Genomic DNA, 25,009 nt, shown 5'->3' with positions numbered 1-25,009 from the left:
TCCAGCCGCTCGAAGCCCCGGTCAAGGCTCGCGTAACGGGAAAACTTACGGCAGACTAGTTTCTGTACCGAATATTTTCCAGTAGCCTTCGGGCTTCGATGATCAGCCGCAACACCGAGGAGGGGCCGTGACCCAGACCATCCCGCACCCCCGTCACGTCCCGGCCGCCACACCGACCGCCGGGCAGCCCTACGAATACCACCGCCGCCCCCTGGTCGAACCCGACTGGACCCGATTCCCCGGCTGGCGCCACGTCACCCGCGACCAGTGGGAATCCGCCCAGTGGCAGCGCGTCAACTGCGTCAAGAACATCAAGCAGCTCCGCGCCGTCTTCGGCGACCTCATCGACGACACCTTCTACACCGACCTCGAGGCCGACCAGTTGGCCCTGGCCACCATGTCGATGCTGGTGCCACCCCAAATGATCAACACGATGGTGCCGTTCGCGCCCCTCACCACCGAGGCGCTGCTCGCCGACCCCATCCGCCGCTACATGATCCCGGTCGCCTCCGACCGCCGCACCGACTGGCCGTCACACCCCTACGCCAGCCGCGACAGCCTGCACGAGCACGACATGTGGGTCGCCGAAGGCCTCACCCACCGCTACCCCACCAAGGTCCTCGCCGAGCTGCTCTCCACCTGCCCCCAGTACTGCGGGCACTGCACCCGGATGGACCTCGTCGGCAACTCCACCCCCGCCGTCGACAAACTCAAGCTCACCCTCAAGCCCGTCGACCGCTACGACGCCCACATCGCGTACCTCAAGGCCCACCCCGGCGTCCGCGACGTGGTCGTCTCCGGCGGCGACGTGGCCAACGTCCCCTGGCGAAACCTCGAGTCGTACCTCATGCGGCTGCTGGAACTGGAGACGGTCCGCGACATCCGGCTCGCCACCAAGGCCCTCATGGGCCTCCCCCAGCACTGGCTGCAGCCCGACGTCGTCGAGGGCCTGGAACGCGTCGCCCGCACCGCCGCCCGCCGCGGCGTCAACCTCGCCATCCACACCCACGTCAACCACGCCCAGTCACTCACCCCACTGGTCGCCAAGGCCGCCCAGACCGCCCTCGACGTCGGCGTCCGCGACGTCCGCAACCAGGGCGTGCTCATGCGCGGCGTCAACGCCACCACCCCCGAGCTGCTCGACCTCTGCTTCGCGCTCCAGGGCGAAGCCGGGATCCTGCCGTACTACTTCTACATGTGCGACATGATCCCCAACGCCGAACACTGGCGGGTCCCCGTCTGGCACGCCCAGCAACTCCAGCACGACATCATGGGCTACCTGCCCGGCTACGCCACCCCCCGCATCGTCTGCGACGTGCCCTTCGTCGGCAAACGCTGGGTGCACATGCTCACCGACTACGACCGCGAACGCGGCATCTCCTACTGGACGAAGAACTACCGCACCTCCATCGAGTCCGCCGACCTGGAGGCGCTCAACAAGCGCTACGCCTACTACGACCCGATCGACACCCTGCCCGCCGGCGGCCAGCAGTGGTGGAACGACCACCGCGACGACTGACCCACTGACGGCGGCGCCCCCGGGATGATCATCCAGGGGGCGCCGCCGTCGCCCGTCACCGGCAATCCAGACCCTGGACGTACCCGGGCCGCAGCGTCCCGGCCGCGATCTCGTCGGCGTACTCCCAGAACACCTCCGGCCAGTCACCGGCCTTTTCCATGTCCCGCAGCACCCGCCACCCGTGACTGCTCCGCAACGCGTCGGCGGCCCGCCGCACCCCGGCCTCATCCCCGCTCGCCCGCGCCCGCTGCCACTCCGCGATCCACCCACAACCCACCCGCGACGTCGCACCCGCACCGAACTGGTACGAGTCACTCACCGCGATGTCCTCCAACGCGGCGACATCGAACCCCGGCGGGAGCGGCACGTCCGCGAGCACCTTCGCCGCCCGCTCCCGCACCGGCATGACCATCTCCGCCGGAAGCATCGCCAACAACGTTCGCGCGTCCACCCGAACGACGTCCGCGAGAACCCGGTCCAGGTCCTTACGCGACCACTTCCCCGAGGTCTTCATCTCCACGACCACTTTGTCGCGGGGACGCAGCAACACAGTGAAGTCACCATTGAGGCCCTGGAACACATCAGCCGGCCAACCGTCGACCCGCACCGACCTCCCAGGACCGTCAACGCGCTGACCGGCATACCGGTCCGAGTACACGTACGCCGAATACCAGTTCATCTCCAGCTCCCGCTCACCCCGGCGAAAGCGGATCGCGCCCTGCTCCTCGGCGAACCCGTACAGACCCGCCACCGTCCAACCGGCCCGGTCGATCAGCAGCCGCGGGTTCCTCTCCGCCGCCTCCATCGCCGACGGTGAGAAGACGACCCCCGCACCCGCGCTGACAATCGGGGAGACCCCGTCGCCCTCAGCCTGCCCCCGCAACACCATGGACGCCGGCACGACGCTCACGAGCACGGCCGCCGCCGTCATCACGCCCGCGAAACGACGCACCCACAACCGCCGCGGCCGGCCGACACCACGCCAGCCCAACGACTCGGACATGATGTCCTCCAAGAGGGTCTGCTTCACCCCGTCGAGGTCCCCGACGACCCCGAACCCACCCAGGTCGACATCCCGAACCAGCCGGTCGACACGCTCATCCGTGGTCATCAGTCCTCCTTGCCGGTGGATGCGGTCAGCACGTCGAGTACATGTCCGGGCGGCCCCGGTGCGTCACCGACCAACCCCCGCAACCTCGCCCGCGCCCGCGACAACCGGGTCCGCACCGCCGCCGGAGACACCCCCAGCACCGCCGCCACCTGATGCGGCTCCAGCCCCTCCCAGACAGTCAGCATCAGCACCTCCCGGTCCACCTCCGGCAGACCCGCCAACGCCGCCCGAACGGCAAGCTGCTCCGGCACCGCGCTCCCCGGATCGGGCACCGACACGGCGATCTGCTGACGCAACCGCTCACCCAGGCGCTGCCGCCGAACACCACCACGGTGATGATTCGCCAGCACCCGCCGGGCCACCCCGTACAACCACAGCCGAGCCTCACCGACCACCGGAATGTCCTGCCGACGACGCCACGCCACCAAGAAGGTCTCCGCGACCACGTCGGCCGCGTCCTCCGGATGCGAGACACGGCGCAACGCGTACGCCAGCAACGACTCGAAATTCTCGGTGTAGGCCCGCCGGAAGCGGTCCTCGTCCTGCTCTGTCCCGGAGCTCACACCCACTCCATGTCCGACGGGACCCCAACCGTTACAGCCCACGCGACCCGCCCCAGAACGTTCCCCAGGAGAATCACCAACCCGCGAATGCCGTGCACCGCCCACAGCTAGCGTCCACCACCATGGGACACCCGAGGCCAGAGCCAGAAACGGGCACCGCCGACGGGGTCACGCTCGACGAGGTCTTCTTCGACGTCGTGTTCGTGCTCACCGTCACCCAACTTGCCGGCGCCCTCGAAACCCACCTCAACTGGGCTGGATTCGGAAGCAGCGCCCTGATCTTCGGCCTGCTCTGGTACCTCTACACCGGCTACGCCTGGCTCAACAACCACCTGCCACCCCGACAGAACGCCACCAGGCTGCTGCTCTTCGCCGGCATGGCCGGCTTCCTGCTCACCGCCGTCGCCCTACCCGACGCCCTCACCCACACCGGCGTTCTCTTCGCCGTCGGCTATCTCGTCGTCGTCGCCGTACACCTCACCCTGTTCCTGCACTCCAACGCCCGCAGCGGCGCACTCCGACTCGCTCCCTACAACATCGGCGCCGCACTCCTCGTCCTGGCGGCCGCCGCGTTCACCGGCCCCGCCGTGCCCGCCCTCTGGGCCACCGCCGTCTTCACCCAGTCCGTCCTGCCCTACCTGCTCCCCCACCTCTCCTGGACCAGCGTTCCCGACGCCTTCCACCTGCGCCCGAGGCACTTCGTCGAGCGACACGGCCTGCTCGTCATCGTCGCCCTCGGCGAATCCGTCGCCGCCATCGGCATGGGCGTACCCACCGAACAGCTCACCGCCGCAAAGGCCGCCGTGATCGTGCTCGCCCTCGCCCTGCCCGTCGCCATGTGGTGGACCTACTTCACCGACACGCGACCCGCCGAAGCTGCCCTCGCCGCCGCCACACCGGCCACTCGCACCCGGATGGCAGCCCGCGCCTACGTCCTCCCCCACTTCCTGTTGCTGATCGGAGTCATCGCCACCGTCAGCGGCCTGCACGCCGCCGTCGCCCATCCCGGTAAGCCGGCTACCCCCGGTGCCGCCCTCGCCCTCAGTGGTGGCGTCGCGCTCTTCCTGGTCGGCATCACCGCCCACTGCCGCGCCCTGCGCCTGCCCATCCCCCTCAGTCGACCCACCACCGCGCTCGCGGCGCTGGCAACCGTCGCCGTCGGCCTCGCCCTGGCCGCACCCGCCCAGCTTGTCGCCGTCACCGCCGTCCTGGTGCTGATGCTGGCGACCGACACCCTGCGCGCCAAACGTCGCGTCGGCCACGACCGCGGCGCGCCGGTCAGCCCGGGATGAGCGCGCCGCCGCTCGGTCTTGCGCCCGACAACGCGTGCCGGTCAGGCCTCGCCCAACACCTCGGACAACGGCGCCGGCACCAGCCCCCGCTCGCGCAACCCAGCCAGGATGTGCGGCAACGCCTCGTCGGTCATCGCGGCGTTCGCCTCGGTCACATGCATGATCACCACCGACCCCGGGCGGACGTGGTCCAGCACGGCTCGCACCAGCGGCTTCCACGCCGTCGCGAAGGGATCACCGCTGACCACGTCCCCGTCGACGACCGTCACGCCCAGCGGCGCAAGAGCGTCCAGCGTCGCCGCGTCGTGGCAGAGCCCCGGAAAGCGAAAGTACCGGGTCTGCCGACCCCCGTACGGCTTGATCACCTCGAACGTCTTCGCCACGTCCCCGGCCAACTCGTCGACAGGCAGCGAGGGCAGGTCGTAGCAGTCCCCGGTGAACGCCGCGTGCCCGTAGGTGTGGTTGGCCAACTCGAAGCGCGGGTTGTCGGCGATCCGCCGGGTCACGTCCGGATACCGCTGCACCCATTTGCCGGTCAGGAAGAACGTGGCAGACACCTCCTCCCGCTCCAGCAGGTCGAGGATGCGCAGGTTGGCGTACGACTTCACGCGACCGGCACGCAGGCTGGCCAGCATCCCGTCGGTCATGTCCGCGTCGAAGGTCAACGCGACCTTGTTACCGGTCCGCGGCCCGTGGTTCACCACCGGCGCCCTGGTCCCGGTCGGCGTCGTGCCCGGCAACGAGGCAACCGGCGGCGGCGACGGGACACTGGCCGACGGCACGGCCGGGACGACATCCGCGGACGGCACGGCCGAGGAGGCGCCGACCGACGGCGCTTCGGTCGGCGTGGATGGGCCCGACGAGGCGGACGAGCCGACGAAGACCGGCTGGTCCGAGGGTGGTACCCGGGACGCCTCGCACCCGGCACCGCCGAGGATGGCCGCCACAACCAGTACGCCAACAGACCGGCGAAGCCGAGCTCGGATCACGCCGGAGATCATCGCAGACGCGAAAGCGTCTCACTGCCCCGTGCGCGCTGGCGGGGTACTCGTGGGCGCGCGTCTCAGGCCCGCCCGAGAGGTGCCACTCCGATAAGCGATATACCTCAAAGGTATGAATATGACTCTGAGGTATATCGCTTATCAGTGACACACCGCCCCACGGGGACCACCGGGCGGGGCCACCGAGCGACCAGCGGATCAGGCGGAACCGCCGCGCGGGGCGTACATGATGACCGCGACGCCGAGCAGGCAGAGTGCCGCGCCGGTCAGGTCCCACCGGTCCGGGCGGAAGCCGTCCACCACCATCGCCCAGGCCAACGAACCGGCCACGAACACCCCGCCGTACGCGGCCAGGATCCGGCCGAAGTTCGCATCCGGCTGAAACGTCGCCACGAACCCGTAACAGCCCAGCGCGACCACCCCGGCTGCGATCCACCACAGGCCACGGTGCTCCCGCCAGCCCTGCCAGATCAACCAGGCGCCACCGATCTCGGCCAGCGCGGCCAACGCGAACAACACCAGCGAACGGAGCACGGTCACCCGGCGACAGTAGCCGCAGCACAGGTCGGGTCCCCGGGCGACGATGCGCCCGGGGACCCGTGAACCGCTCAGGTCACCTGTTGAAAGCATCCTTGATCTTGCTGCCGGCGTCCTTCATGCTCTGCCCTGCCTGCTTGGCGCGCGCGTCACTCTGCTGACTGGCGCCCTCGCCACGCATCCGCTCGTTGTCGGTCTTGTCGCCCATGCGCTCCCGCGCGGCGCCGGCCATCTGCTCGACCTTGTTCTTTGCCTTCTCGGTGAAGCTCATCGCGCCTCCTCGGTCTGGCGATTGTCCCCGCACGCTTGCCCGGTCTCCGGGTGCCGAAACCGGCGGTGCCGGTCGGCACACCCCGTAAGGCATCCTAGGAAGATAGGTTGAGGGAGGGCCGCTGTCGAGGTCCGACCACGGTGGTTAACTGGCCCCATGGGAGAGCTCCTGCTGATCCGGCACGGCGAGACCACGTGGAGCGCCAGCCTGCGGCACACCTCGTACACCGACCTGGAGCTGACCCCCGACGGCGAGCGACAGGCGCGCACCCTCGCCGCGTTCCTGGCCGACCGGCGGTTCGTGACCGTGCTGTCCAGCCCCCGCTCCCGGGCGCTGCGCACCGCGCAGCTGGCCGGCCTCACCGTCGACGGCGTCGACGAGGACCTCAGCGAGTGGAACTACGGCGAGTACGAGGGCCGCACCACCGTCGACATCCACGCCGACCAGCCGCACTGGAACATCTGGACCGACGGCTGCCCCGGCGGCGAGTCACCCGCGCAGGTGGGTGAACGGCTCGACCGGGTGCTGGCCCGCGTCACCCCGCTGCTCGACCGCGGCACCGTCGCACTGGTCGGTCACGCGCACAGCCTGCGGGTGCTCGGCGCCCGCTGGATCGGCCTGCCCCCGTCCGCCGGCGGACGGCTCCGCCTGGAGACCGCCACGGTCAGCGCGCTCGGTCACGAGCACGGCCGACAGGTCATCCTGCGGTGGAACCAGCCGGCTCCTCCGGCGCCCGGGACCGCGACCGACTCGGCACCGCGGCACTGATCTTCGGCGGCCGGTTCTCGTACGGGGTGGACAGCACCACGGTGGTCCGGGTCGTGACGTTGGCCGAGGTGCGGATCTCCTGCAACACCCGCTCCAGGTCGGCCGGACTGGCCACCCGCACCAGCAGCATGTAGAAGTCCTCCCCCGCCACCGAGTAGCAGGAGTCGATCTCGGGCAGGTGGGACAGCCGCTCCGGCGCGTCGTCCGGCTGCGACGGGTCGAACGGGCGGATCGCCACGAACGCGGTCAGCGGCAGGTCCAGCGCCTCGAACGAGACCCGGGCGGCGTACCCCTTGATCACCCCGCGCTGCTCCAGCCGGCGCACCCGCTGGTGCACCGCGGACACCGACAGTCCCACCTTCTCGGCCAGGTCGGTGTACGACAGACGGCCGTCGGCGGTCAGCGCGGCGACGATAGCGCGGTCGATCTCCTCCACGGCGTGCAACCTACCGGGAAAACCGCCCGACTGCGACGCAGCGCCCGACGCGGCCACGCGGGCGGTGGGCCACGGCACCGCCGCCGCCCACCACCACGCGCCGTCCTCAGCCCTGGGCGAGCGCCCGGGAGATCACCAGACGCTGGATCTGGTTGGTGCCCTCCACGATCTGCAACACCTTGGCCTCGCGCATGTACCGCTCCACCGGGTGATCGGCCACGTAGCCCGCGCCGCCGAGCACCTGCACCGCGTCGGTGGTCACCCGCATCGCCATGTCGGTGGCGAAGAGCTTCGCCTTGGCCGCCTCGATCGCGTACGGGCGACCGGCGTCCCGCAACCGGGCCGCCGCGAGGGTCAGCGTACGGGCGGCGGAGATCTGGGTGGCCGCGTCGGCCAGGAGGAAGCCGAGGCCCTGGAAGTCGATGATGGACCGACCGAACTGCTGCCGCTCCCGCGCGTAGGAGACCGCGTAGTCCAGGGCCGCCTGGGCCAGCCCGACCGCGCACGCCGCGATGCCCAACCGGCCGGAGTCCAGCGCGGACATGGCGATGGTGAAGCCCACGCCCTCGCCGCCGATCAACCGGTCGGCCGGCACCCGTGCCTCGTCGAAGGCGATCTGCGCCACCGGGGAGGAGCGCAGACCCATCGTCCGCTCGGCCGCCTGCGGGGCGATTCCGGGGGTGCTCGCGTCGGCGAGCAGGCAGGAGATGCCCTTCGGGCCGGGCCCTCCGGTGCGGCAGAAGACGTTGTAGAAGTCGGCGGTCCGCGCGTGGGTGATCCACGCCTTGGTGCCGGAGACCAGGTACGCGTCCCCGTCCCGAACCGCCCGGGTGCTCAGCGACGCCGCGTCGGAGCCGCCCTGCGGCTCGGAGAGGCAGTACGCGCCCAGCAACTCGCCACCGAGCATGTCCGGCAGCAGCTTGCGCTGCTCGTCGCTGCCGAACGCCGCCACCGGGTAGCAGGACAGGGTGTGCACGCTGACCGCCTCGGCGACCGCGAGCCACCGGCTGGCCAGGATCTCCAGCACCTGCAGGTACACCTCGTACGGCTGGGCCGCGCCGCCGTACTCCTCGGGGTAGGGCAGGCCGAGCAGGCCGGCCCGGCCGAGGGTACGCAGCACCTCGCGGGGGAACTCGGCGCGCTCCTCGAAGGCGGCGGCCTTCGGCGCGAGCTCGCGGTCGGCGAGCTCGGTGGCGAGACCCAGCAGGTCGTGGGCCTCGTCGGTGGGGAGAATCCGGTCGACAGTCATAACGCGATGAGCTCCGTGGGGGTGGTGTTGAGCCGTTGCACGCCGTCCGTTGTGCAGACGACGATGTCCTCGATACGGGCGCCGTGCCGGCCCGCCAGGTAGATGCCCGGTTCGATGGAGAACGCCATGCCGGCCTCCAGGGGCTGGTCGTTGCCGGCCACCAGGTAGGGCTCCTCGTGACCGTCCAGGCCGATGCCGTGGCCGGTGCGGTGCAGGAACGCGGGGCCGTAGCCGGCGGCGGCGATCGGCTCCCGCGCTGCGGCGTCGGCCGCCGTGCCGGTGACCCCGGGCCGCACCGCCGCGACCGCCGCGCGCTGGGCGTCGCGCAGCACGGTGTAGTAGTCCAGGAAGTCGGCCGGCGCCGGCCCGCCCGCCACGTAGGTGCGGGTGCAGTCCGAGCGGTAGCCCGAGGGCATCGTGCCGCCGATGTCGACCACCACCGGCTCTCCGACGCCGATCGGCCGGTCCGAGGTGCCGTGGTGCGGGCTGGCCCCGTTCGGGCCGGCCGCCACGATGACGAAGTCGACGCTGACGTGCCCGGCGGCGCGGATCGCCGCGGCGATGTCCGTCGCGACCTCGGCCTCGGTGCGGCCGGGGCGCAGCCACTCACCCATCCGCAGGTGCACCTCGTCGATGGCCGCGCCGGCCTCGGCCAGCGCCGCCACCTCCGCCGGGGACTTGCGGATCCGCAGCTCATGCAGCACCTCCCCGGCCAGCCGCTGCGCGGCGCCGGGAAGCGCGGCGCGCAGCGCGAGGACCTGCTCGGCCCACATCCGGTCGGCCAGCCCCACCGCCGCCGGCGGGCCGTCGAGGGCGGCGACCACCAGGGGGTACGGGTCGGTGCCGTCGACGTGGTCAACGATGCGGACCCCGGTGGCCGGCGCGGGGGACGCCTCCGCCGCCGGGCGTTCCAGCCTCGGCACGATCAGGGTCGGCTCGCCCTCGGCGGGCAGCACCAGGCAGGTCAGCCGCTCCCCCGCGTGGGCGTCGTAACCGGTCAGGTAGCGCAGGTCGGAGCCGGGGGTGAGCAGCAGGGCGTCCAGGCCGGCGGCGGCGGTGGCGCGCTGCGCGGCGATCAGCCGATCCGGCGGATACAGCTCGTCGATTCCCACCCCGTCAGCTTAACGGTCGTTTGGGCAAACCCCATATCGACACCGATCGTCGGAAAATCCATCGACGTTGATTGACGCGGACAGTTAACACTCTTTAAGATTTGGCTGCCTCGAGGCCCACCCGTCCCTGCGTCCCCCGCATCTCCCGCCCGTGACAACCCTGCGCGGGCGGGCGTCGTCCCCCGCCCACGGGAAGGCCCCCGATGTCCTCACCACTGCGCCGCGCCCTCACCGCCGGCCTCCTCGCGCTGGCCACCGCCGGCGCCACCCTCGCCATCACCCCCACCGCCGCGCAGGCCGTGGTGCTGCCGAACAACTTCAAGAGCGTCGGCTACATGCCCTCCTGGGCCGGCAACGTCAACACCATCCAGTACAACAAGCTCACCCACATCAACTACGCGTTCGTGCTGCCCAACAACGACGGCAGCCTGCGTGCGGTCGAGAACCCGAGCAAGCTCTCCTCGCTGGTCTCCCTCGCGCACGCCAACAACGTCAAGGTGTCGATCGCCGTCGGCGGCTGGAACGACGGCAACGACTCGGCCTTCGAGGCCCTGGCCGCCAACTCCGGCAGCCGGACCACCTTCGTCAACAACCTGGTCAACTTCGTCAACCAGTACAACCTGGACGGCGTCGACATGGACTGGGAATACCCCGACCCGGGCGCCTCGGCCAACAACTACACGGCGCTCATGACGCAGCTCGGCAGCGCTATGCACAGCCGCGGCAAGCTGCTCACCGCCGCCGTGGTCTCCGAGGGCTACTCCGTCGACGGCGTGCAGACCGCCGTGTTCAACCAGGTCGACTGGCTCAACATCATGGCGTACGACGGCGGCAGCCCGCACGCCAACTACGACTGGTCGATCAACAGCATCAACCTGTGGAAGGCCCGGGGCCTGCCGGCCAGCAAGGCCGTGCTCGGCATCCCGTTCTACAGCCGCCCCGGCTACTTCACCTACTCCGCGCTGGTCGCGCTGGACCCGGCCAACGCCAACCGGGACTGCACCACGGCCGGTGGCGCGCAGCAGTGCTACAACGGCATCCCGACGGTCAAGCGCAAGACGCAGTGGGCGCTCGCCAACGCCGGCGGCGTGATGAACTGGGAGCTGTCGCAGGACACCACCGGCTCGACCTCGCTGGTCAGCGCCATGTACGACACGATCATGGGCGGCACCACGCCGCCGCCGACCGGCCGCACCGGGCGGATCACCGGCATCGGCGGCAAGTGCGTCGACGTGGCCTCGGCGAGCACCGCCAACGGCGCCGCCATCCAGCTGTGGGGCTGCAACGGCACCAACGCGCAGACCTGGACCGTGGCCAGCGACAGCACGCTGCGCGCCCTCGGCAAGTGCGCCGACATCACCAGCGGCTCGACCGCCAACGGCGCGAAGATCCAGCTCTGGGACTGCAACGGCAGCGGTGCGCAGGTCTGGCAGTCGCAGTCCAACGGCACGCTGCGCAACCCGCAGTCGAACAAGTGCCTGGACGCCAGCGACAACAGCTCCGCCGACGGCACCCGGCTGCAGATCTGGGACTGCTTCGCCGGCGCCAACCAGCGCTGGACGCTCCCGGCCTGACGGGTCGAGCCAGGGTCCCCGGTCGACGCCCCGCGCGTCAGCCGGGGATCCCTGCGTGCTGGCGGACCAGGGTGAGCATCTCCTGCACCGAGCCGGCCGGATCGGTGACCGGGAACTGCACGTCCCGCACCACCGCCTGCGGGTCGACCAGCAGCGTCAGCCGCTTGAACCGGGTCATCCCACCGGCGCGGAAGACGGGCAGCAGCAGCCCGGCGGCCAGGCGGCCGTCCTGGTCGGACAGCAGCGGAAACGGCAGCCCGGCGTACGCGGCGAAGTCGGCGAGCTGGTCCGGCCGCTGCGTGCTGATCCCGTACACCCGCGCCCCGGCGGCCTCGAAGTCCGGGTGCCGCTTGGCGTAGGTGGTCGATTCGAGGGTGCAGCCCCGGGCACCGGGGATCTCCGACCAGGCCGGCGGATAGCCCTGCGTCCCCGGCGCGTACGCCCCGGGGAAGAGGTAGAGGACGCTCCACGCGCCCGTCGCGGCCACCGACACCGGCTGACCGTCGGCACCCGGCAGCACGGCCTCGGGCAACCGTCGCCCGATCAGGTCGTGCGCCCGGCGCGCCTCGGCAGACCCGGCGTCGGCCGTCGCGGTCAACTCTCCGTCACCCATCAGATGCCTCGTCCCCCAGTCCTGTAGGGCGATCAGCACCGGTAGGAGCCCCTCGCCCTTGGCGGTGAGCAGGTAGTCGTAGCGCGGTGGGTGTCGTGAGTACGGCCGGCGCTCCAACACACCGTGCTCGACCAGCGCGCCGAGGCGTTCGGTCAGCGCCCGTCGGCTGACGCCCAACTCACGTTGCAGCGCGTCGAAGCGGGTCGTCCCTCCGGCGACGTCGCGCACGATGAGGAACGTCCACCAGTCCCCCAGTACGCCGAGCGCCTGCGCGATGCCGCAGTCCGCATCGGCAAGATCCTCTCGCCGCACCCGCTACCTCCGTTGCTCCCGCTCCGACTATAGTCCGTTCCAGATTGGAACGCATCGGCCGACCAACGGGGGCCGGACGACACGCGCGTCGGAGATCAGGCCGGGGTGTTCTGGCGCTGGTGGACCGCCGGCACGACCAGCATGGTCGGGTCGGCGGTCGGCGCGGTGGCCCGGCCGCCGACCGCGCTCACCGTCCTGGGCACCTCAGCGTTCCCGCTCCACCTGGTCGGAAAGGTCAGACGCTGCCGGCGATGCGGCGCACCCGCGCCGCGTCGGTGAGGACATCGACGCTGTGCACGTACTGGTCGACCGTGCCGGCTGCCCGCCGGGTCGGAGACGCCCAGCCGTCCGTCCTCGCCGACGAAGCGGGTCGGGCAGCCGAGGAAATCCACCGGCAGGTCGGCGTCGAGCGCGGCGCGCAGCGCGGGGGCCCGGGCCACCTCGGCTGCCGGGACGAACAGCTGCAGGCGTGGCCCCCAGTCGTGATCGGTGGACCGCACGGTGTGCAGGCCGAGCAACTCCGAGCCGCCGTCGAGCAGTCCGGCCGCGTACGGCAGGTGGGGACACCGGCGGCGCAGGATCGGCGCGACCACCTCGTCGTGGTGGCGACCGGCCAACGTCAGGCCGGGAAGGAACGCCATACCGGCAGTCTGCGCCGCGCGGCGACCAGCTCGCACGGTCGTTTTCCGGCCCGGCGCGCCCCTGCGGCCCTAGCCTGGGACCGGGGTCCCGCGCGGGCGACCCCGACCGGGAGGACCGACGTGGCAGGGAACGAGGCGAACCGGGCGTCGACACGCCGCCGCCGCCAACTGTGGGCGGGAGTCCTCGCGCTCGTCGGCCTGGCTCTGCTGATCGTCGGGCTCACCGTCGCGGACGGCGTCGCGGCCTGGGTCGAGGTGCTGGTGGCGATCCTGCTGCTGGTGACCAGTTACGTCGTGCAGCACCTGGCCCGGCGGGAGACCGTCTACCGGCACGACAACCAGCGCTGACAGCACCGGGCGGCCGGGGGTGCCCCGGATCGTCGGACGGCTGTGCCAGGCTGTCCGGCGTGGCACACCGACCCCCGATCCTGCTGATCGACGCAGCGAGCCTCTACTTCCGGGCCTACTTCGGCATTCCGGAGTCCGCCGCCAAGGCCGAGGACGGCACCCCGGTCAACGCGGTGCGCGGTTTCCTCGACATGCTCGCCACCCTGATTCGCGTGCGGGGCGCCGACCGGATGGTCTGCGCCCTCGACTACGACTGGCGCCCGGCGTGGCGGGTCGACCTGCTGCCGTCGTACAAGGCGCACCGGGTGGCCCCGCAGGGCGGCGAGATCGTTCCGGACACGCTCTCCCCGCAGGTGCCGATGATCCTGGAGGTGCTGACCGCCGTGGGCATCACCGCGGTCGGCGCGACCGGCTACGAGGCCGACGACGTGCTCGGCACGCTCTCGGTGACCCAGCCCGGCCCGGTCGAGGTGGTCTCCGGTGACCGGGACCTGTTCCAGCTCATCGACGACACCCGGCCGGTCCGGCTGCTCTACGTGGGGCGCGGCGTCGCCAAGCTGGACGACTGCGACGACGCCGCGGTGCGAGCGCGCTACGGCGTGCCGGCCGACCGGTACGCGGACTTCGCCGCGCTGCGCGGCGACCCCAGCGACGGGCTGCCCGGGGTCGCCGGCGTCGGTGAGAAGACCGCCGCCCGGCTCATCGAGCGGTACGGCAGCATCGCCGGCATCCTGGCCGCGCTGGACGACTCCGACTCGTCCTTCGCACCGGGCCTGCGCACCAAGCTGGCCGCGGCCCGCGACTACCTGGCCGTCGCGCCGACGGTGGTCCGGGTCGCCCTGGACGTGCCACTGCCGGAGCTGCCCACCGCGCTGCCGGCCGCCCCGGTCGACCCGGAGCGACTGCTCGACCTGGCCGGACGGTGGAACCTGGCCGGCTCGGCCCGCCGCCTGGTGGACGCCCTCGCCGCCCGCTCCGACGCCTGACCGATCGCCGTGCGGCTGGCGCCTGACCCACTCCCGGGGCGGCGGGCGGGCTCAGGCGCGCAGTCGTGCCGCGAGGTCGCCGACCGCCCCGATGGCGTAGCGCTGCATGGCCGGCCCGAAGGTGATGCGCGTCGCGCCCCAGCGCGCCAACTCGGCCACGGACCCGCTGTCCGCGCCGGCGACCATGTTGATCGGGCCGGTGATGCCCTCGCGCAGCACCGGCAGCAGCTCCGTCGGCGCCAGGATCGGATACACGCAGTCGGCGCCGGCGGCCGTGTAGAGGCGGGCTCGTGCCACCGCGTCGGCCGGGTCACCCGCGCCGACCAGGAACGTGTCGACGCGCGCGTTGATGACGAGCGCGTCGCCGGCCTCCGCGCGGACCTCGGCCAGCCAGTCCGCGTGCCGCTGCGGATCCTTCAGCGTGGTGCCCCCCTCGGAGTCCTCCAGGTTGCAGCCGACGGCGCCCGTCTCCAAAAGCCGCCCGACCAGCTCGCCGGGGGTGAGGCCGTACCCGCCCTCGACGTCGGCGGACACCGGGACGGAGACGGCCCGGACGATCCGCGTCACCGCGGCGAACATCTCGTCGGGCGGGGTCGCGCCGTCCTCGTAGCCGAGCGAGGCGGCGACCCCGGCGCTGGGAATGGCGAGTGCGGGATAACCGGCCTCGGCGAAGGCGCGCGCGCTGGCCGCGTCCCAGGGACCGGGGAGGACGAGCGGGTCTCCGAGCGCGCGGCCGTGGTGCAGCGCCCGGAGGGTCTGAGCAGTCATCGTTCACTTCTCCCGACGGGATGAAGGGCGGAAGGCGCCCGCTTACTTGATCTTGCGGGTCGAGCGGACCACGATGCCCTCGTACTCCGGGTGCTTGACCAGCCAGTCGGCGAGGAACGGGCAGATCGGCACGACGGTCCGGCGCTTGGCGCGCGCGTCGTCCATCACGGCGCGAGCCAGCGTCGACCCGACGCCCCGGCCCTCGAACGCCGGGTCGACCTCGGTGTGGGTGTAGGCGATGATCGAGCCGGTCAGCTGGTAGGTGACGAACCCGGCGACCACGCCCGCCTCGTCGCGCGCCTCGAAGCGCTCCCGCTCCGGCGCGTCTGTCACGGTGAACTGCACCCGACCATCCAACCACCCGAGCGGGTGACGCCTCCCCCGAGGCCAGCAGGAGACCACGCGCCGCGCATTGTCCGGGCCGGAACGGGAAACGCAGCGCCGCAGCCGGCACGTGGGAGGAGACACGCCACATGACGAACCCATCGACGGACGGCGGCTTCGCGGTCGTGGAGATGTTCACCTCACAGGGCTGCTCCAGTTGCCCTCCCGCCGAGGAGCTGCTGACCGAGATCGAGAGTGACGCCCGGGAGCGGGGCCAACCCGTCTTCGGCCTCGGATTCCACGTCGACTACTGGGACGATCTGGGCTGGCCCGACCAGTTCGCCGACGCGGCCTACACCGCGCGGCAGGAGGCGTACGCCCGCGCCTTCGGCTCCGGACGTCTGTACACGCCGCAGATGGTCGTCAACGGCACGGTCGAGTTCGTCGGGTCCGACCGTCGACGGGCGGCCGGCGCGATCGCGTCCGCCCTGGCCACGACCGCCACCACCACGCTCACGCTGTCCGCACCGGACGGCGGCGGGCCGCGAGTGGTGCTGGATTACCAGGTCGATCGGCCACCGGAGGGCGCGGTGCTGAACGTGGCGATCGTGCAACGCGGCCTGGACAGCGAGATCGCCCGGGGGGAGAACGCCGGGCGGACGCTACGGCAGGACAACGTCGTACGCGCCTTCACGTCGGTGGGAGCGGACGCTGAGGGCGGACGGATGGAGCTGACGGTGCCGCCCGACCTCGATCCGCGCAGTGCCATGGTCGTCGGGTACGTGCAGGAGCGCGGCAACCGGGCCGTCATCGGGGCGACCGCCATCGGCCTGTCCACCGCGTAATCTCGGCACATGCGGACGGTACGCGGTGTGCGGGGTCCCGGTGGTTGACGCGGAGGACGTCCGCCGGGTGGCGCTGACCCTGCCGCACGTGGTGGAGATCGCCAGTGACGGCTTCGACTTCCGGGTGGCCGACAAGGGCTTCGTCTGGTCCTATCCGGAGCGGGTGCCGGGCCGGCCGCGGGTGATCCGATCCGACATCGCGGTGCTGTTCGTCGGGGACGAGGCGGAGAAGCAGGCTCTCCTGCTCGGCGAACCGGACGTCTTCTTCACCGCGCCCGGTTACGACGGCCTGCCCCTGGTGCTGCTGCGCCTGGCCGAGATCGACTTCGAGCGCCTGGACGAGCTGGTCACGGACGCGTGGCGGATGCGTGCGCCGGAAACGCTGCTGAGCGAGCGTGAGGGCGCCGACAAATAGCGACATCAGTACGCAACCGGATGGACACATTGACGGGGATCTAGGTGCTCCACTACCGTGGCCGTGAGAGCGCTCTCTCACCTGACCTTCCCCCCAATTCAGACGCAACGCGTCGGAGCCGGCAAGGGCCGCACCCGGCGCGCGATGGAGGCACCATGAAACCTCCCGTCCCCCACCGCCGATGGGTCCTGGCCGCCACCACCGCGCTGGCCCTGATCGTCGGCGGCCTCGCGATCCCCGTCACCCGCGCCGCCGAGGCGGCGCCCGTCGGCGCCGGCAGCTACACCACCACCCCCGTCGGCCCGCTCCCGAGCGGGTGCGGCGCGATGTCCAGCAACCCCCGGCAGTTCGCCACCGCCAACGCGCCCGCCGGACCGATACCCACCAACGACTGGTGGTCCTCGCTGCTGTGGAAGCGCACCGACTGCGCCTTCAGCGAGCCCCTGCACGCCCACCCGATCTCGTACGACACGTTCACCGACGGCCTCGGCTTCTCCGCCAACTCCACGCCCGCCATCAGCGGCACCGCGACCGGAGTCGGGGAGTTCCACTACCCGTACGTGCAGGACATCCGGGTCGGCGTGGCCGGGCTCGGCGCACCCCAGGTCAAGGTCGACGGCTGGACGGACTGGACGGTCAGCCCGCACTGGAGCGACGGGACACGCACGCTGCGCGCCACCATCGGCCACGGCCTGCCCTTCGCGTACTTCCAGGCCACCGGCGGGAACGCGCAGATCAGCACCGCCGGCACCCCCGACGTCTGGTCCAACAGCGGCACCACCATCGGTTTCCGGGTCAACGGTCACGACTACGTCGGGTACGCGCCCAGCGGTGCCAGCTGGTCCGTGGCGTCCGGCCGAATCTCGTCCACCCTGGCCGGCCGCGGCTACTTCTCCGTCGCCCTCCTGCCGCCGACGTCCAGCGCGACCGAGCGCGCCGACCTGGCCGCCACCTACGGCCGGTACGCGCACGCCCACGTGACCGGCACCCAGGTGTCGTACGCGTACAACCCGGCGACCAGCGGCCTGACCACCACGTACGCGTTCACCACGACCGCCCGGGAGGGCACCGCCACCCAGACCGTGGTGAGCCTCTACCCGCACCAGTGGAAGTCGCTGAGCGGCTCCACCGCGATCACGCCGACCTACCCGTCGGCGCGCGGCCGAATGAAGGTGCTCACCGGCGTCAACCAGTTCCGCACCGCCATGAAGTTCCAGGGCATCCTGCCGGAGCTGCCAGCTGTCGGCGACGGCAGCGGTGGGGACCTGTCCACGCTCACCGGGCACCTGGCCGCGACCCGCGCCAACCCGATGGACCAGCGCGGCAACGACACCTACTGGACGGGCAAGGGCCTCGGCCGCGCCGCGCGGATCGCCGAGATCGCCGACCAGGTCAACGACACCACGACGCGCGACAGCGCGCTGAACGCGATCCGTAGCACGCTCACCGACTGGTTCACCGCGTCCAGCGGCAAGACCAGCAGGGTCTTCTACTACGACAACAACTGGGGCACCCTGATCGGCTACCCGGCGTCGTACGGGTCCGACCAGGAGCTCAACGACCACCACTTCCACTACGGCTACTACATCGCCGCCGCAGCGACCCTGGCGAAGTTCGACCCGACGTGGGCGTCCACCAGCCGCTATGGCGGCATGGTCGACCTGCTGATCCGGGACGCCAACAACTACCGTCGCGACGACACCCGCTTCCCGTATCTGCGAGACTTCGACATCTACGCCGGCCACGACTGGGCGTCCGGGCACGGCTCGTTCGGCTCCGGCAACAACCAGGAGTCCTCGTCGGAGGGGATGAACTTCGCGAGCGCCCTGATCCAGTGGGGGCAGACGACCGGCGACACCGCCGTCCGCGACGCGGGCGTCTTCCTCTACACCACGCAGGCCGCGGCGATCCAGGAGTACTGGTTCGACGTCAGCGACCAGAACTTCCCCGCCGCGTTCGGGCACTCGACGGTCGGCATGGTCTGGGGTGACGGCGGCGCGTACGCCACCTGGTTCAGCGCCGAGCCGGAGATGATCCAGGGCATCAACCTGCTGCCGGTCACCGGCGGTCACCTCTACCTGGGCAACAACCCGGCGTACGTGCGGACCAACTACGCCGAACTCGTCCGCAACAACGGCGGACAACCGACGGTGTGGCAGGACATCCTCTGGCAGTTCCAGGCCCTCGGCGACCCCGACGCGGCGCTGGCGAACCTCCGCGCGAACCCGGGCTACACCCCGGAGGAGGGCGAGAGCCGGGCACACACCTTCCACTGGATCCGCAACCTCGCGGCCCTGGGCAATGTCGACACGACGGTGACCGGAAACCACCCACTGTCGGCGGTGTTCTCGCGCAACGGGTCGCGCACCTACGTGGCATCGAACCCGACCGCCGCGCCGATCACTGTGACCTTCTCCAACGGCACCACGCTCACCGTGGGAGCCGGCAAGACGGCCACCACCGGGGCGTACACCTGGAGCGGCGGCAACGCGGCCGGCGGCGTCCCCCCGACGACGCCGTCGGACCCCCCGCCGACGACCACCCCACCGCCGGCCACGGGCGGTCCGACGCGGTACCTGCTGCCCGGAGGCGGGTTGGGCGCCGCCGGTAGCGCGGCCACGACGACAGTCGCGGCGGCGAACGGAAACCACGACGGTACGCCCACCAACGCCCAGGTCTTCACGGCGACCGGCCTCAACCTCGCCTACGCCGGCGGGCAGACCACGTTCGACCTGTTCGTGGACGCCGGGACGGCCGTCGGCAACGGCGTGCAGGTGCGGGTCTCCTACGACCTCACGGGCAACGGGAGCTGGGAGCGGGTGGAGACCCTGCGCTACTTCGCCACCGACCCGGTCCCCGGCTACGAGCACTACACCCAGAACACCGGCCTGTCCTCGGCCACCGGCACGTTGGGCGCACTGAGCAACGGCACGGTCCGGGTGGAGGTCTGGTCGGCGATCGGCAGCAACCCGAGCACCGTGGGCATCGGCAACCAGTCGGTGCTGCGGCTTCCGTACTCCTGATCGATCCGCACGGCGCGACCTGATGTCGGCCGGTGCGGAGGACCCGTCGTGGTTCTCCGCACCGGCCGACGTCAGTCGGTCATCGGGTGTGCTCAGGAAGCGGTGCAGGTGGGCGTCAGGCCGGAGGCGCTGCCGTTGCCCTGGAAACCGAACTCGGTGACCTGGCCGGCACCCAGCCGACCGTTGTAGTCCACGTTGGTGAACCGGACCGTGCCGGTGGAGCCACTGGCCGTCGCACTCCAGGTGTTGGTGACACTCGCGCCACCGGGAAGCGCGACGCTGACGTTCCACCCGTTCGTGGGCAGGCTCGCCCGGTGAGTCACAGGTGCGGCCGCCCTCACCCATCGACTGTGAGCGATAACATGCCGTTCGTCAAGCGTCGGTGGTGCTCGCGCCGATCCCGCGCCGCGGCGGAGTGCCGGAGCCGTGCGGGCACGGCTCCGGCACCGCCCGTCACTGGAATGAGGCGTCGTCGACGAGGAGGCTGTCGGTGCCCGCCGCCGTCTCCACGTAGAACGTGGCCCCGGTCAGCGTGCCGCTCCACGAGACGGTCGCCGTGCCGGTGAGCTGGGTCCAGCCGTTGACGTTCACGTCCGCCGTCGGCGTCAGCTGAAGGTAGTTCGTCGTGCCGTTGGCGGTCAGCGCGATGGTCGCCTTCGCGGACGGTGTGCCGCTCTGCGCGCGTACCCAGACGCTCGTGGTGTAGCTCCTGCCGTTGATGAGCTTCGAGGTCACGTCCTGGCTGGGGCCGTTCCACGCCGAGGTGCGCCCGGTGATCGACAGCGATCCGCTGCCGCCGTGCACGACCGAGGTGTTGGTGGAGAGCGTGCCGCTGCCGTTCACGCCCCAACCCGTCGTGCCGCTCTCGACGTTGCCGTTGGTCAGGACGTTCCCGCTGCCGCCGGTGCCACCGAACTGCCACCAGTTCAGGTTGAACAGGTTGCCGCTGCCGCCGGCGAAGCGCAGGTACAGGTCACGCGTGCCGGTCGCGCCGCTCACCGCGCAGGTGGTGGTGGCCCAGTTCTGCCAGCCGCCGGTGCCACCCACGGTGCAGGTGCCGACGACCGGGCCGCTGGCACTGTCGAGCCGCACCTCGATCCGGCCGCCGCTGGTCGCCGAGGCGACCCGTGCGGTGAACGAGGTCGCGCCCCCGCCGAAGGCGACCCCCTTGACCTTGACGTAGTCGCCGTTCTCGATCCAGCCGACGTTCATGCCGCCCTCGCTGGACGGCTCCGTCTCGATACCGGAACCCCAGGCGATCGTCTCGGCCTCCTGTCGCCCGTACGGATTGAGCGTGCCCACCTGCGGCGCCCCGGCGGTGCTCATGGTGATCGTCGGGATGGTGCCGTTGGAGTTGTAGCTGAACTTCTCCACCGCGACCGAGCGCGTGTAACCGCCACCGCCGGGCAACGCCCCGTTGTGGTAGAAGAAGTACGAGCCGCCGTTGAAGTCGATGACACCGGCGTGGTTGGTGAAGCTGCCGCCCTGCCGGGGCATGATCGTCCCCCGGTACGTCCACGGTCCGGTCGGGCCCGGCGCGGTGGAGTAGGCGATGAACTCCGAGCAGCACTCGGCCGCGAACACGTTGTAGTACAACCCGTTGCGCTTGAAGACCCAGGGCCCCTCCTCGTAGAGGGTGGGCCGACTCGCGTTGCCGGTCCGGGTGCCGAACCCCGCCGTGGTCAACGTGATCCGGGTCGCGCTGCCGGAGTAGGAGATCATGTCCGAGTTCAGCTTCACGTACCACAGGCCCGGGTTGCCCCAGTAGAGGTACGCCTGCCCGTCGTCGTCGATGAACACCGACGGGTCGATCTCGTTGTTGCCGACCAGAGGTCGACCGATGGCGTCCCGGAACGGCCCGGTCGGGCTGTCCGCCACCCCCACTCCGATGACCATCTGCCCGTTCGAGCGCTGTCGTACCGGCACGTACCAGTAGAACTTCCCGTTGCGGGCGATGACCTGCCCGGCCCACGCGTTGGCGTCCGCCCAGGCGAAGGTAGACAGGCTCATCGGCGAACCGTGGTCGGTCCAGTTGACCATGTCGGCGGACGACCAGACGCGCCATTCACGCATGGTGAAGTAGGTGGAGCCGTCCTCGTCGTGTCCGGTGTAGAGGTACACCCGGCCGTTGTGCACCAGGGGTGCCGGGTCGGCGGTGTAGATGTGCTGAACGATGGGGTTGTCGGCCCTGGCCGTGCCGGGCACCAGTGCCAGCACGCAGACGATGCTCGTCAGCCAGGCGACGGCGCGCCGGGCGCGGCTGCCGGTGCCGGTTCTGGTGCGATCTTTCACCTTCACGATTTCTCCTGCCGAATGCGCGGTGCGCGATGTCTGACTCGATCATCTGTTAGCGCTAACAGATGATCGTCGACACTCCCTTCGATTGCGTCTGAGCTGGGTTTTTGACCTGGCACGAGATGACCGGCGCAACCTCGCCGTAACGCTGGCGTATCAGCGCTGACATCCACGTTTTACGATGCACCGTACTGAGGGGTGCGGCGGGCGTCAACGGAGGGCCGGTCGCCATGATCCGCCACCCGCTGCTTCGGGCCATTCCGCCATAACCTCCATTTCGGACCGTGCCGGAGCCCTCAGGCTGCCGTCGGGGTGAGGCACGACGCCGCCAGCCGTGCGAGGCGCGAGTTCGGCACGACCGGATCGGGCGGCAGGCGTCACGGGGGTTGCGGGCATGTTAACGACCAACTATGTTAGCGATCACATTGATGTGGAGCGATTACACAGGGCAGCACGTGGAAGTCCGCAGCGGCCGCACCACCACCCCGCGACGGCCGCCGCCGGCGCGCCCACCCCGCCCGCCGTTGCGCTCGTCCCCCACCAGACCCGTCCCGCTGTCACAAGCCCCCTTGGAGGTTCCATGCCACCCCTCAGCCGCCGACACCTGCTCCAGGCCGCCGGAGCCACAGTGGTGCTCTCCGCAACCGGCACCACTGTCGCCGCCGGCAGCGCGGCTGCGGCCGTGGTGCCACCGGTCCGGTCGGACATCGGTGTCTCGGCGTACCCGTTCGACCTCGGCCAGGTGCGGCTGACCAGCGGCCGCTGGATGGACAACCAGACACGGACGCTCAACTACCTGCGGTTCGTCGACGTCGACCGCCTGCTCTACAACTTCCGCGCCAACCACCGGCTGTCCACCAACGGTGCCGCCACCAACGGCGGCTGGGACGCGCCGAACTTCCCCTTCCGCACCCACATGCAGGGGCACTTCCTGACCGCCTGGGCGTACGCGTACGCGGTGCTGGGCGACACCACCTGCCGGGACAAGGCGAACTACATGGTGGCCGAGCTGGCCAAGTGCCAGGCGAACAACGGGGCTGCCGGTTTCGGCGCGGGTTACCTCTCCGGTTTCCCCGAGTCCGACTTCACCGCGCTCGAGGCGCGGACGTTGTCCAACGGCAACGTGCCCTACTACTGCATCCACAAGACCCTCGCCGGGCTGCTCGACGTCTGGCGCTACACCGGCAACACGCAGGCCCGTACGGTGTTGCTGTCCCTCGCGGGCTGGGTCGACACCCGCACGGCCCGGCTCAGCTCCAGCCAGATGCAGTCGATGCTGGGCACCGAGTTCGGCGGCATGAACGACGTGCTCACCGACATCTACCAGCAGACCGGCGACTCCCGGTGGCTCACCGCCGCCCAGCGGTTCGACCACGCCGCCGTGTTCAACCCCCTGGCCTCCAACTCCGACCAGCTCTCCGGCCTGCACGCCAACACGCAGGTCCCCAAGTGGGTGGGCGCCGCCCGGGAGTTCAAGGCCACCGGGACCACCCGTTACCGGGACATCGCCAGCAACGCGTGGAACATCACCGTCGGCGCGCACTCCTACGTCATCGGCGGCAACAGCCAGGCCGAGCACTTCCGGGCGCCCAACGCGATCGCCGGGTACCTCAACAACGACACCTGCGAGCAGTGCAACACCTACAACATGCTCAAGCTGACCCGGGAGCTGTGGCTGCTCGACCCGAACCGGGCGGACTACTTCGACTTCTACGAGCGCGCGACGATCAACCACCTGATCGGCGGGCAGAACCCGGCGGACAGCCACGGCCACATCACATACTTCACCCCGCTGAGGCCGGGCGGGCGTCGAGGCGTGGGGCCGGCGTGGGGCGGCGGCACCTGGAGCACGGACTACAACTCGTTCTGGTGCTGCCAGGGCACCGGCCTGGAGATCAACACCAGGCTGATGGACTCCATCTACTTCCACAACGGCACGACGCTGACCGTGAACCTGTTCACGCCGTCGGTGCTGACCTGGTCGCAACGCGGCATCACTGTCACGCAGAGCACCAACTACCCGGTCAGTGACACCAGCACGCTGACCCTGTCCGGGTCGATGAGCGGCTCGTGGAGCATCCGGGTGCGGATCCCGGCCTGGACGACCGGCGCCACGATCGCCGTGAACGGCACGGTGCAGAACGTCGCCACCACACCGGGCAGCTACGCCACTGTCACCCGCACCTGGGTCGCCGGCGACACCATCACCGTGCGCCTGCCGATGCAGGTCGTCATGCGGGCCGCCAACGACAACGCCAACGTCGCCGCGGTCACGTACGGCCCGTCGGTGTTGGCCGGCAACTACGGCAACACCGCCCTGAGCACCCTGCCGGCACTCACCGTCTCGTCGATCTCCCGGAGCAGCACCACGGCGCTCGCGTTCACCGCGAACGCCAACGGGTCCACGGTCAACCTGGCCCCCTTCCAGGACGCCCACGGATACAACTACACCGTCTACTGGAGCACCAGCGGCGGCGGCAGCACCGGCGGCAGCAGCCGCCTGGTCAACGTCGGCACCGGGCTGGTCCTCGGCATCCAGAACATGTCCACCGCCGACGGCGGGCTGGCGGTGCAGTGGGGCGACAGCGGCACCGCCGACCACAACTGGGTGATCGTGACCGACGGCAACGCGGTCCGGTTCCGCAACGTCAACAGCGGGAAGGTCCTCGGCGTGGAGAACATGTCCACCGCGGACAACGCCCGGGTCCTGCAATGGTCGGACAACGGCACTGCCGACCACCGATGGATCCTGGTGGACAACGGCGACGGCACCTACAAGATCCGCAACGTCAACAGCAACAAGCTGCTCGGGATCCTGAACGGGTCGACCGCCTGGGGCGCGCAGGCCGTACAGGACTCGGACAACGGCAGCGCGGACAACCGGTGGCGGCTCGTCCGCAACCCCTGACATCCGCAGTCCGACGCGTCACCGGCGCGGCCTCCTGAGGGCCGCGCCGGTGACGTCGGGCGTCGCACGCCGGGCGAGCGGTCGGCAGCGGTCGTACA

The 25,009-nt window shown here is 70.7% G+C and carries 24 protein-coding genes; 10 read left to right on the top strand and 14 right to left on the bottom strand.

The annotated features are described in order from the left end of the window. Positions 1 to 127 precede the first annotated feature (127 nt). Positions 128 to 1,519 (top strand): lysine 2,3-aminomutase, encoded by a 1,392-nt coding sequence (locus tag HNR22_RS03550; protein WP_179779055.1) that lies wholly within the window; start codon positions 128 to 130, stop codon positions 1,517 to 1,519. Positions 1,520 to 1,574: 55 nt separating this feature from the next. On the opposite strand, the gene HNR22_RS03545 is transcribed toward HNR22_RS03550, so the two are convergent. Beyond that, a complete protein-coding gene (locus HNR22_RS03545; RefSeq protein ID WP_179779054.1) occupies positions 1,575 to 2,630 on the bottom strand; it encodes a hypothetical protein in 1,056 nt (351 codons plus the stop codon). After that, a complete protein-coding gene (locus HNR22_RS03540; protein WP_179779053.1) occupies positions 2,630 to 3,193 on the bottom strand; it encodes a sigma-70 family RNA polymerase sigma factor in 564 nt (187 codons plus the stop codon). Before HNR22_RS03540 ends, HNR22_RS03545 begins: the two co-directional genes overlap by 1 nt. Before the next feature lie 122 nt (positions 3,194 to 3,315). On the opposite strand from HNR22_RS03540, the gene HNR22_RS03535 reads away from it, so the two are divergent. Continuing rightward, on the top strand, positions 3,316 to 4,485 hold the full coding sequence (locus tag HNR22_RS03535; RefSeq protein WP_179779052.1) for a low temperature requirement protein A: 1,170 nt from the start codon (positions 3,316 to 3,318) through the stop codon (positions 4,483 to 4,485). Between the two features lie 41 nt (positions 4,486 to 4,526). On the opposite strand, the gene HNR22_RS03530 is transcribed toward HNR22_RS03535, so the two are convergent. From HNR22_RS03530 to HNR22_RS03520, 3 genes are all read right to left on the bottom strand, one after another. Further along, a complete protein-coding gene (locus HNR22_RS03530; RefSeq protein WP_343059663.1) occupies positions 4,527 to 5,474 on the bottom strand; it encodes a polysaccharide deacetylase family protein in 948 nt (315 codons plus the stop codon). A gap of 210 nt (positions 5,475 to 5,684) precedes the next feature. Then, entirely contained in the window at positions 5,685 to 6,026 is a 342-nt protein-coding gene (locus HNR22_RS03525; RefSeq protein ID WP_179779051.1) for a YnfA family protein, read from the bottom strand. Between the two features lie 73 nt (positions 6,027 to 6,099). Further along, positions 6,100 to 6,294: a CsbD family protein gene (locus HNR22_RS03520; RefSeq protein ID WP_179779050.1), complete on the bottom strand. Its 195-nt coding sequence runs from the start codon at positions 6,292 to 6,294 to the stop codon at positions 6,100 to 6,102. Positions 6,295 to 6,450: 156 nt separating this feature from the next. On the opposite strand from HNR22_RS03520, the gene HNR22_RS03515 reads away from it, so the two are divergent. Then, positions 6,451 to 7,062: a histidine phosphatase family protein gene (locus HNR22_RS03515; RefSeq protein WP_179779049.1), complete on the top strand. Its 612-nt coding sequence runs from the start codon at positions 6,451 to 6,453 to the stop codon at positions 7,060 to 7,062. Here the strand turns inward: HNR22_RS03515 and HNR22_RS03510 are convergent. From HNR22_RS03510 to HNR22_RS03500, 3 genes are all read right to left on the bottom strand, one after another. Beyond that, positions 6,992 to 7,498, bottom strand: coding sequence for an Lrp/AsnC family transcriptional regulator (locus HNR22_RS03510; RefSeq protein ID WP_099853440.1), 507 nt, complete (start codon positions 7,496 to 7,498; stop codon positions 6,992 to 6,994). The two genes, HNR22_RS03515 and HNR22_RS03510, sit on opposite strands and share 71 nt — an antisense overlap. Before the next feature lie 106 nt (positions 7,499 to 7,604). After that, positions 7,605 to 8,747, bottom strand: coding sequence for an acyl-CoA dehydrogenase family protein (locus tag HNR22_RS03505; RefSeq protein ID WP_179779048.1), 1,143 nt, complete (start codon positions 8,745 to 8,747; stop codon positions 7,605 to 7,607). Next, complete coding sequence (locus HNR22_RS03500; RefSeq protein ID WP_179779047.1) at positions 8,744 to 9,859, bottom strand: M24 family metallopeptidase; 1,116 nt, start codon at positions 9,857 to 9,859, stop codon at positions 8,744 to 8,746. The genes HNR22_RS03505 and HNR22_RS03500 overlap by 4 nt, the downstream gene beginning before the upstream one ends. A gap of 203 nt (positions 9,860 to 10,062) precedes the next feature. Here HNR22_RS03500 and HNR22_RS03495 point away from each other — a divergent pair, with 203 nt between their 5' ends. Further along, complete coding sequence (locus HNR22_RS03495; RefSeq protein ID WP_179779046.1) at positions 10,063 to 11,433, top strand: glycosyl hydrolase family 18 protein; 1,371 nt, start codon at positions 10,063 to 10,065, stop codon at positions 11,431 to 11,433. 37 nt (positions 11,434 to 11,470) lie between these two features. Here the strand turns inward: HNR22_RS03495 and HNR22_RS03490 are convergent, their stop codons facing one another. Together HNR22_RS03490 and HNR22_RS03485 are read right to left on the bottom strand one after the other, a co-directional pair. Then, entirely contained in the window at positions 11,471 to 12,358 is an 888-nt protein-coding gene (locus HNR22_RS03490) for a winged helix-turn-helix transcriptional regulator (RefSeq protein ID WP_179779045.1), read from the bottom strand. Positions 12,359 to 12,453: 95 nt separating this feature from the next. Next, positions 12,454 to 12,999, bottom strand: a complete 546-nt coding sequence (locus tag HNR22_RS03485) for a hypothetical protein (RefSeq protein WP_179779044.1) — start codon at positions 12,997 to 12,999, stop codon at positions 12,454 to 12,456. A 120-nt stretch (positions 13,000 to 13,119) separates the two neighbouring features. Here HNR22_RS03485 and HNR22_RS03480 point away from each other — a divergent pair, with 120 nt between their 5' ends. Beyond that, the gene (locus tag HNR22_RS03480; RefSeq protein WP_179779043.1) at positions 13,120 to 13,347 is read left to right on the top strand and encodes a hypothetical protein; all 228 of its coding nucleotides are present in this window, start codon (positions 13,120 to 13,122) and stop codon (positions 13,345 to 13,347) included. A 59-nt stretch (positions 13,348 to 13,406) separates the two neighbouring features. Then, positions 13,407 to 14,333, top strand: coding sequence for a 5'-3' exonuclease H3TH domain-containing protein (locus HNR22_RS03475; protein ID WP_179779042.1), 927 nt, complete (start codon positions 13,407 to 13,409; stop codon positions 14,331 to 14,333). A gap of 51 nt (positions 14,334 to 14,384) precedes the next feature. Here HNR22_RS03475 and HNR22_RS03470 read toward each other — a convergent pair whose 3' ends face one another. Together HNR22_RS03470 and HNR22_RS03465 are read right to left on the bottom strand one after the other, a co-directional pair. Further along, positions 14,385 to 15,101, bottom strand: a complete 717-nt coding sequence (locus HNR22_RS03470; protein ID WP_179779041.1) for an isocitrate lyase/PEP mutase family protein — start codon at positions 15,099 to 15,101, stop codon at positions 14,385 to 14,387. A gap of 42 nt (positions 15,102 to 15,143) precedes the next feature. Then, positions 15,144 to 15,446 carry a GNAT family N-acetyltransferase gene (locus HNR22_RS03465; protein WP_179779040.1) on the bottom strand — a complete coding sequence of 101 codons (303 nt, stop codon included), beginning with the start codon at positions 15,444 to 15,446 and terminating at the stop codon, positions 15,144 to 15,146. Between the two features lie 128 nt (positions 15,447 to 15,574). Between HNR22_RS03465 and HNR22_RS03460 the strand changes: the two genes are divergently transcribed. The 3 genes from HNR22_RS03460 (at position 15,575) to HNR22_RS03450 (ending at position 19,708) form a co-directional block, all read left to right on the top strand. Beyond that, a complete protein-coding gene (locus HNR22_RS03460) occupies positions 15,575 to 16,270 on the top strand; it encodes a DUF1223 domain-containing protein (RefSeq protein ID WP_179779039.1) in 696 nt (231 codons plus the stop codon). Positions 16,271 to 16,310: 40 nt separating this feature from the next. After that, complete coding sequence (locus tag HNR22_RS03455; protein WP_179779038.1) at positions 16,311 to 16,685, top strand: MmcQ/YjbR family DNA-binding protein; 375 nt, start codon at positions 16,311 to 16,313, stop codon at positions 16,683 to 16,685. A gap of 155 nt (positions 16,686 to 16,840) precedes the next feature. Then, positions 16,841 to 19,708 carry a glycosyl hydrolase gene (locus HNR22_RS03450; RefSeq protein WP_179779037.1) on the top strand — a complete coding sequence of 956 codons (2,868 nt, stop codon included), beginning with the start codon at positions 16,841 to 16,843 and terminating at the stop codon, positions 19,706 to 19,708. Positions 19,709 to 19,800: 92 nt separating this feature from the next. Here the strand turns inward: HNR22_RS03450 and HNR22_RS03445 are convergent, their stop codons facing one another. Together HNR22_RS03445 and HNR22_RS03440 are read right to left on the bottom strand one after the other, a co-directional pair. Beyond that, complete coding sequence (locus tag HNR22_RS03445) at positions 19,801 to 20,067, bottom strand: cellulose binding domain-containing protein (RefSeq protein ID WP_343060027.1); 267 nt, start codon at positions 20,065 to 20,067, stop codon at positions 19,801 to 19,803. Between the two features lie 94 nt (positions 20,068 to 20,161). Further along, entirely contained in the window at positions 20,162 to 21,925 is a 1,764-nt protein-coding gene (locus HNR22_RS03440; RefSeq protein ID WP_343060026.1) for a family 43 glycosylhydrolase, read from the bottom strand. A 658-nt stretch (positions 21,926 to 22,583) separates the two neighbouring features. Here HNR22_RS03440 and HNR22_RS03435 point away from each other — a divergent pair. Then, positions 22,584 to 24,911: a beta-L-arabinofuranosidase domain-containing protein gene (locus tag HNR22_RS03435; protein WP_179779036.1), complete on the top strand. Its 2,328-nt coding sequence runs from the start codon at positions 22,584 to 22,586 to the stop codon at positions 24,909 to 24,911. Positions 24,912 to 25,009: the final 98 nt, after the last annotated feature.

This window comes from Micromonospora jinlongensis (assembly GCF_013410645.1).
In the GTDB taxonomy this organism is placed as follows: Bacteria; Actinomycetota; Actinomycetes; order Mycobacteriales; family Micromonosporaceae; genus Micromonospora; species Micromonospora zamorensis.
The sequence above is the reverse complement of the archived record's forward strand: the minus strand, read 5'-3'. Positions and strand labels throughout refer to the sequence as shown.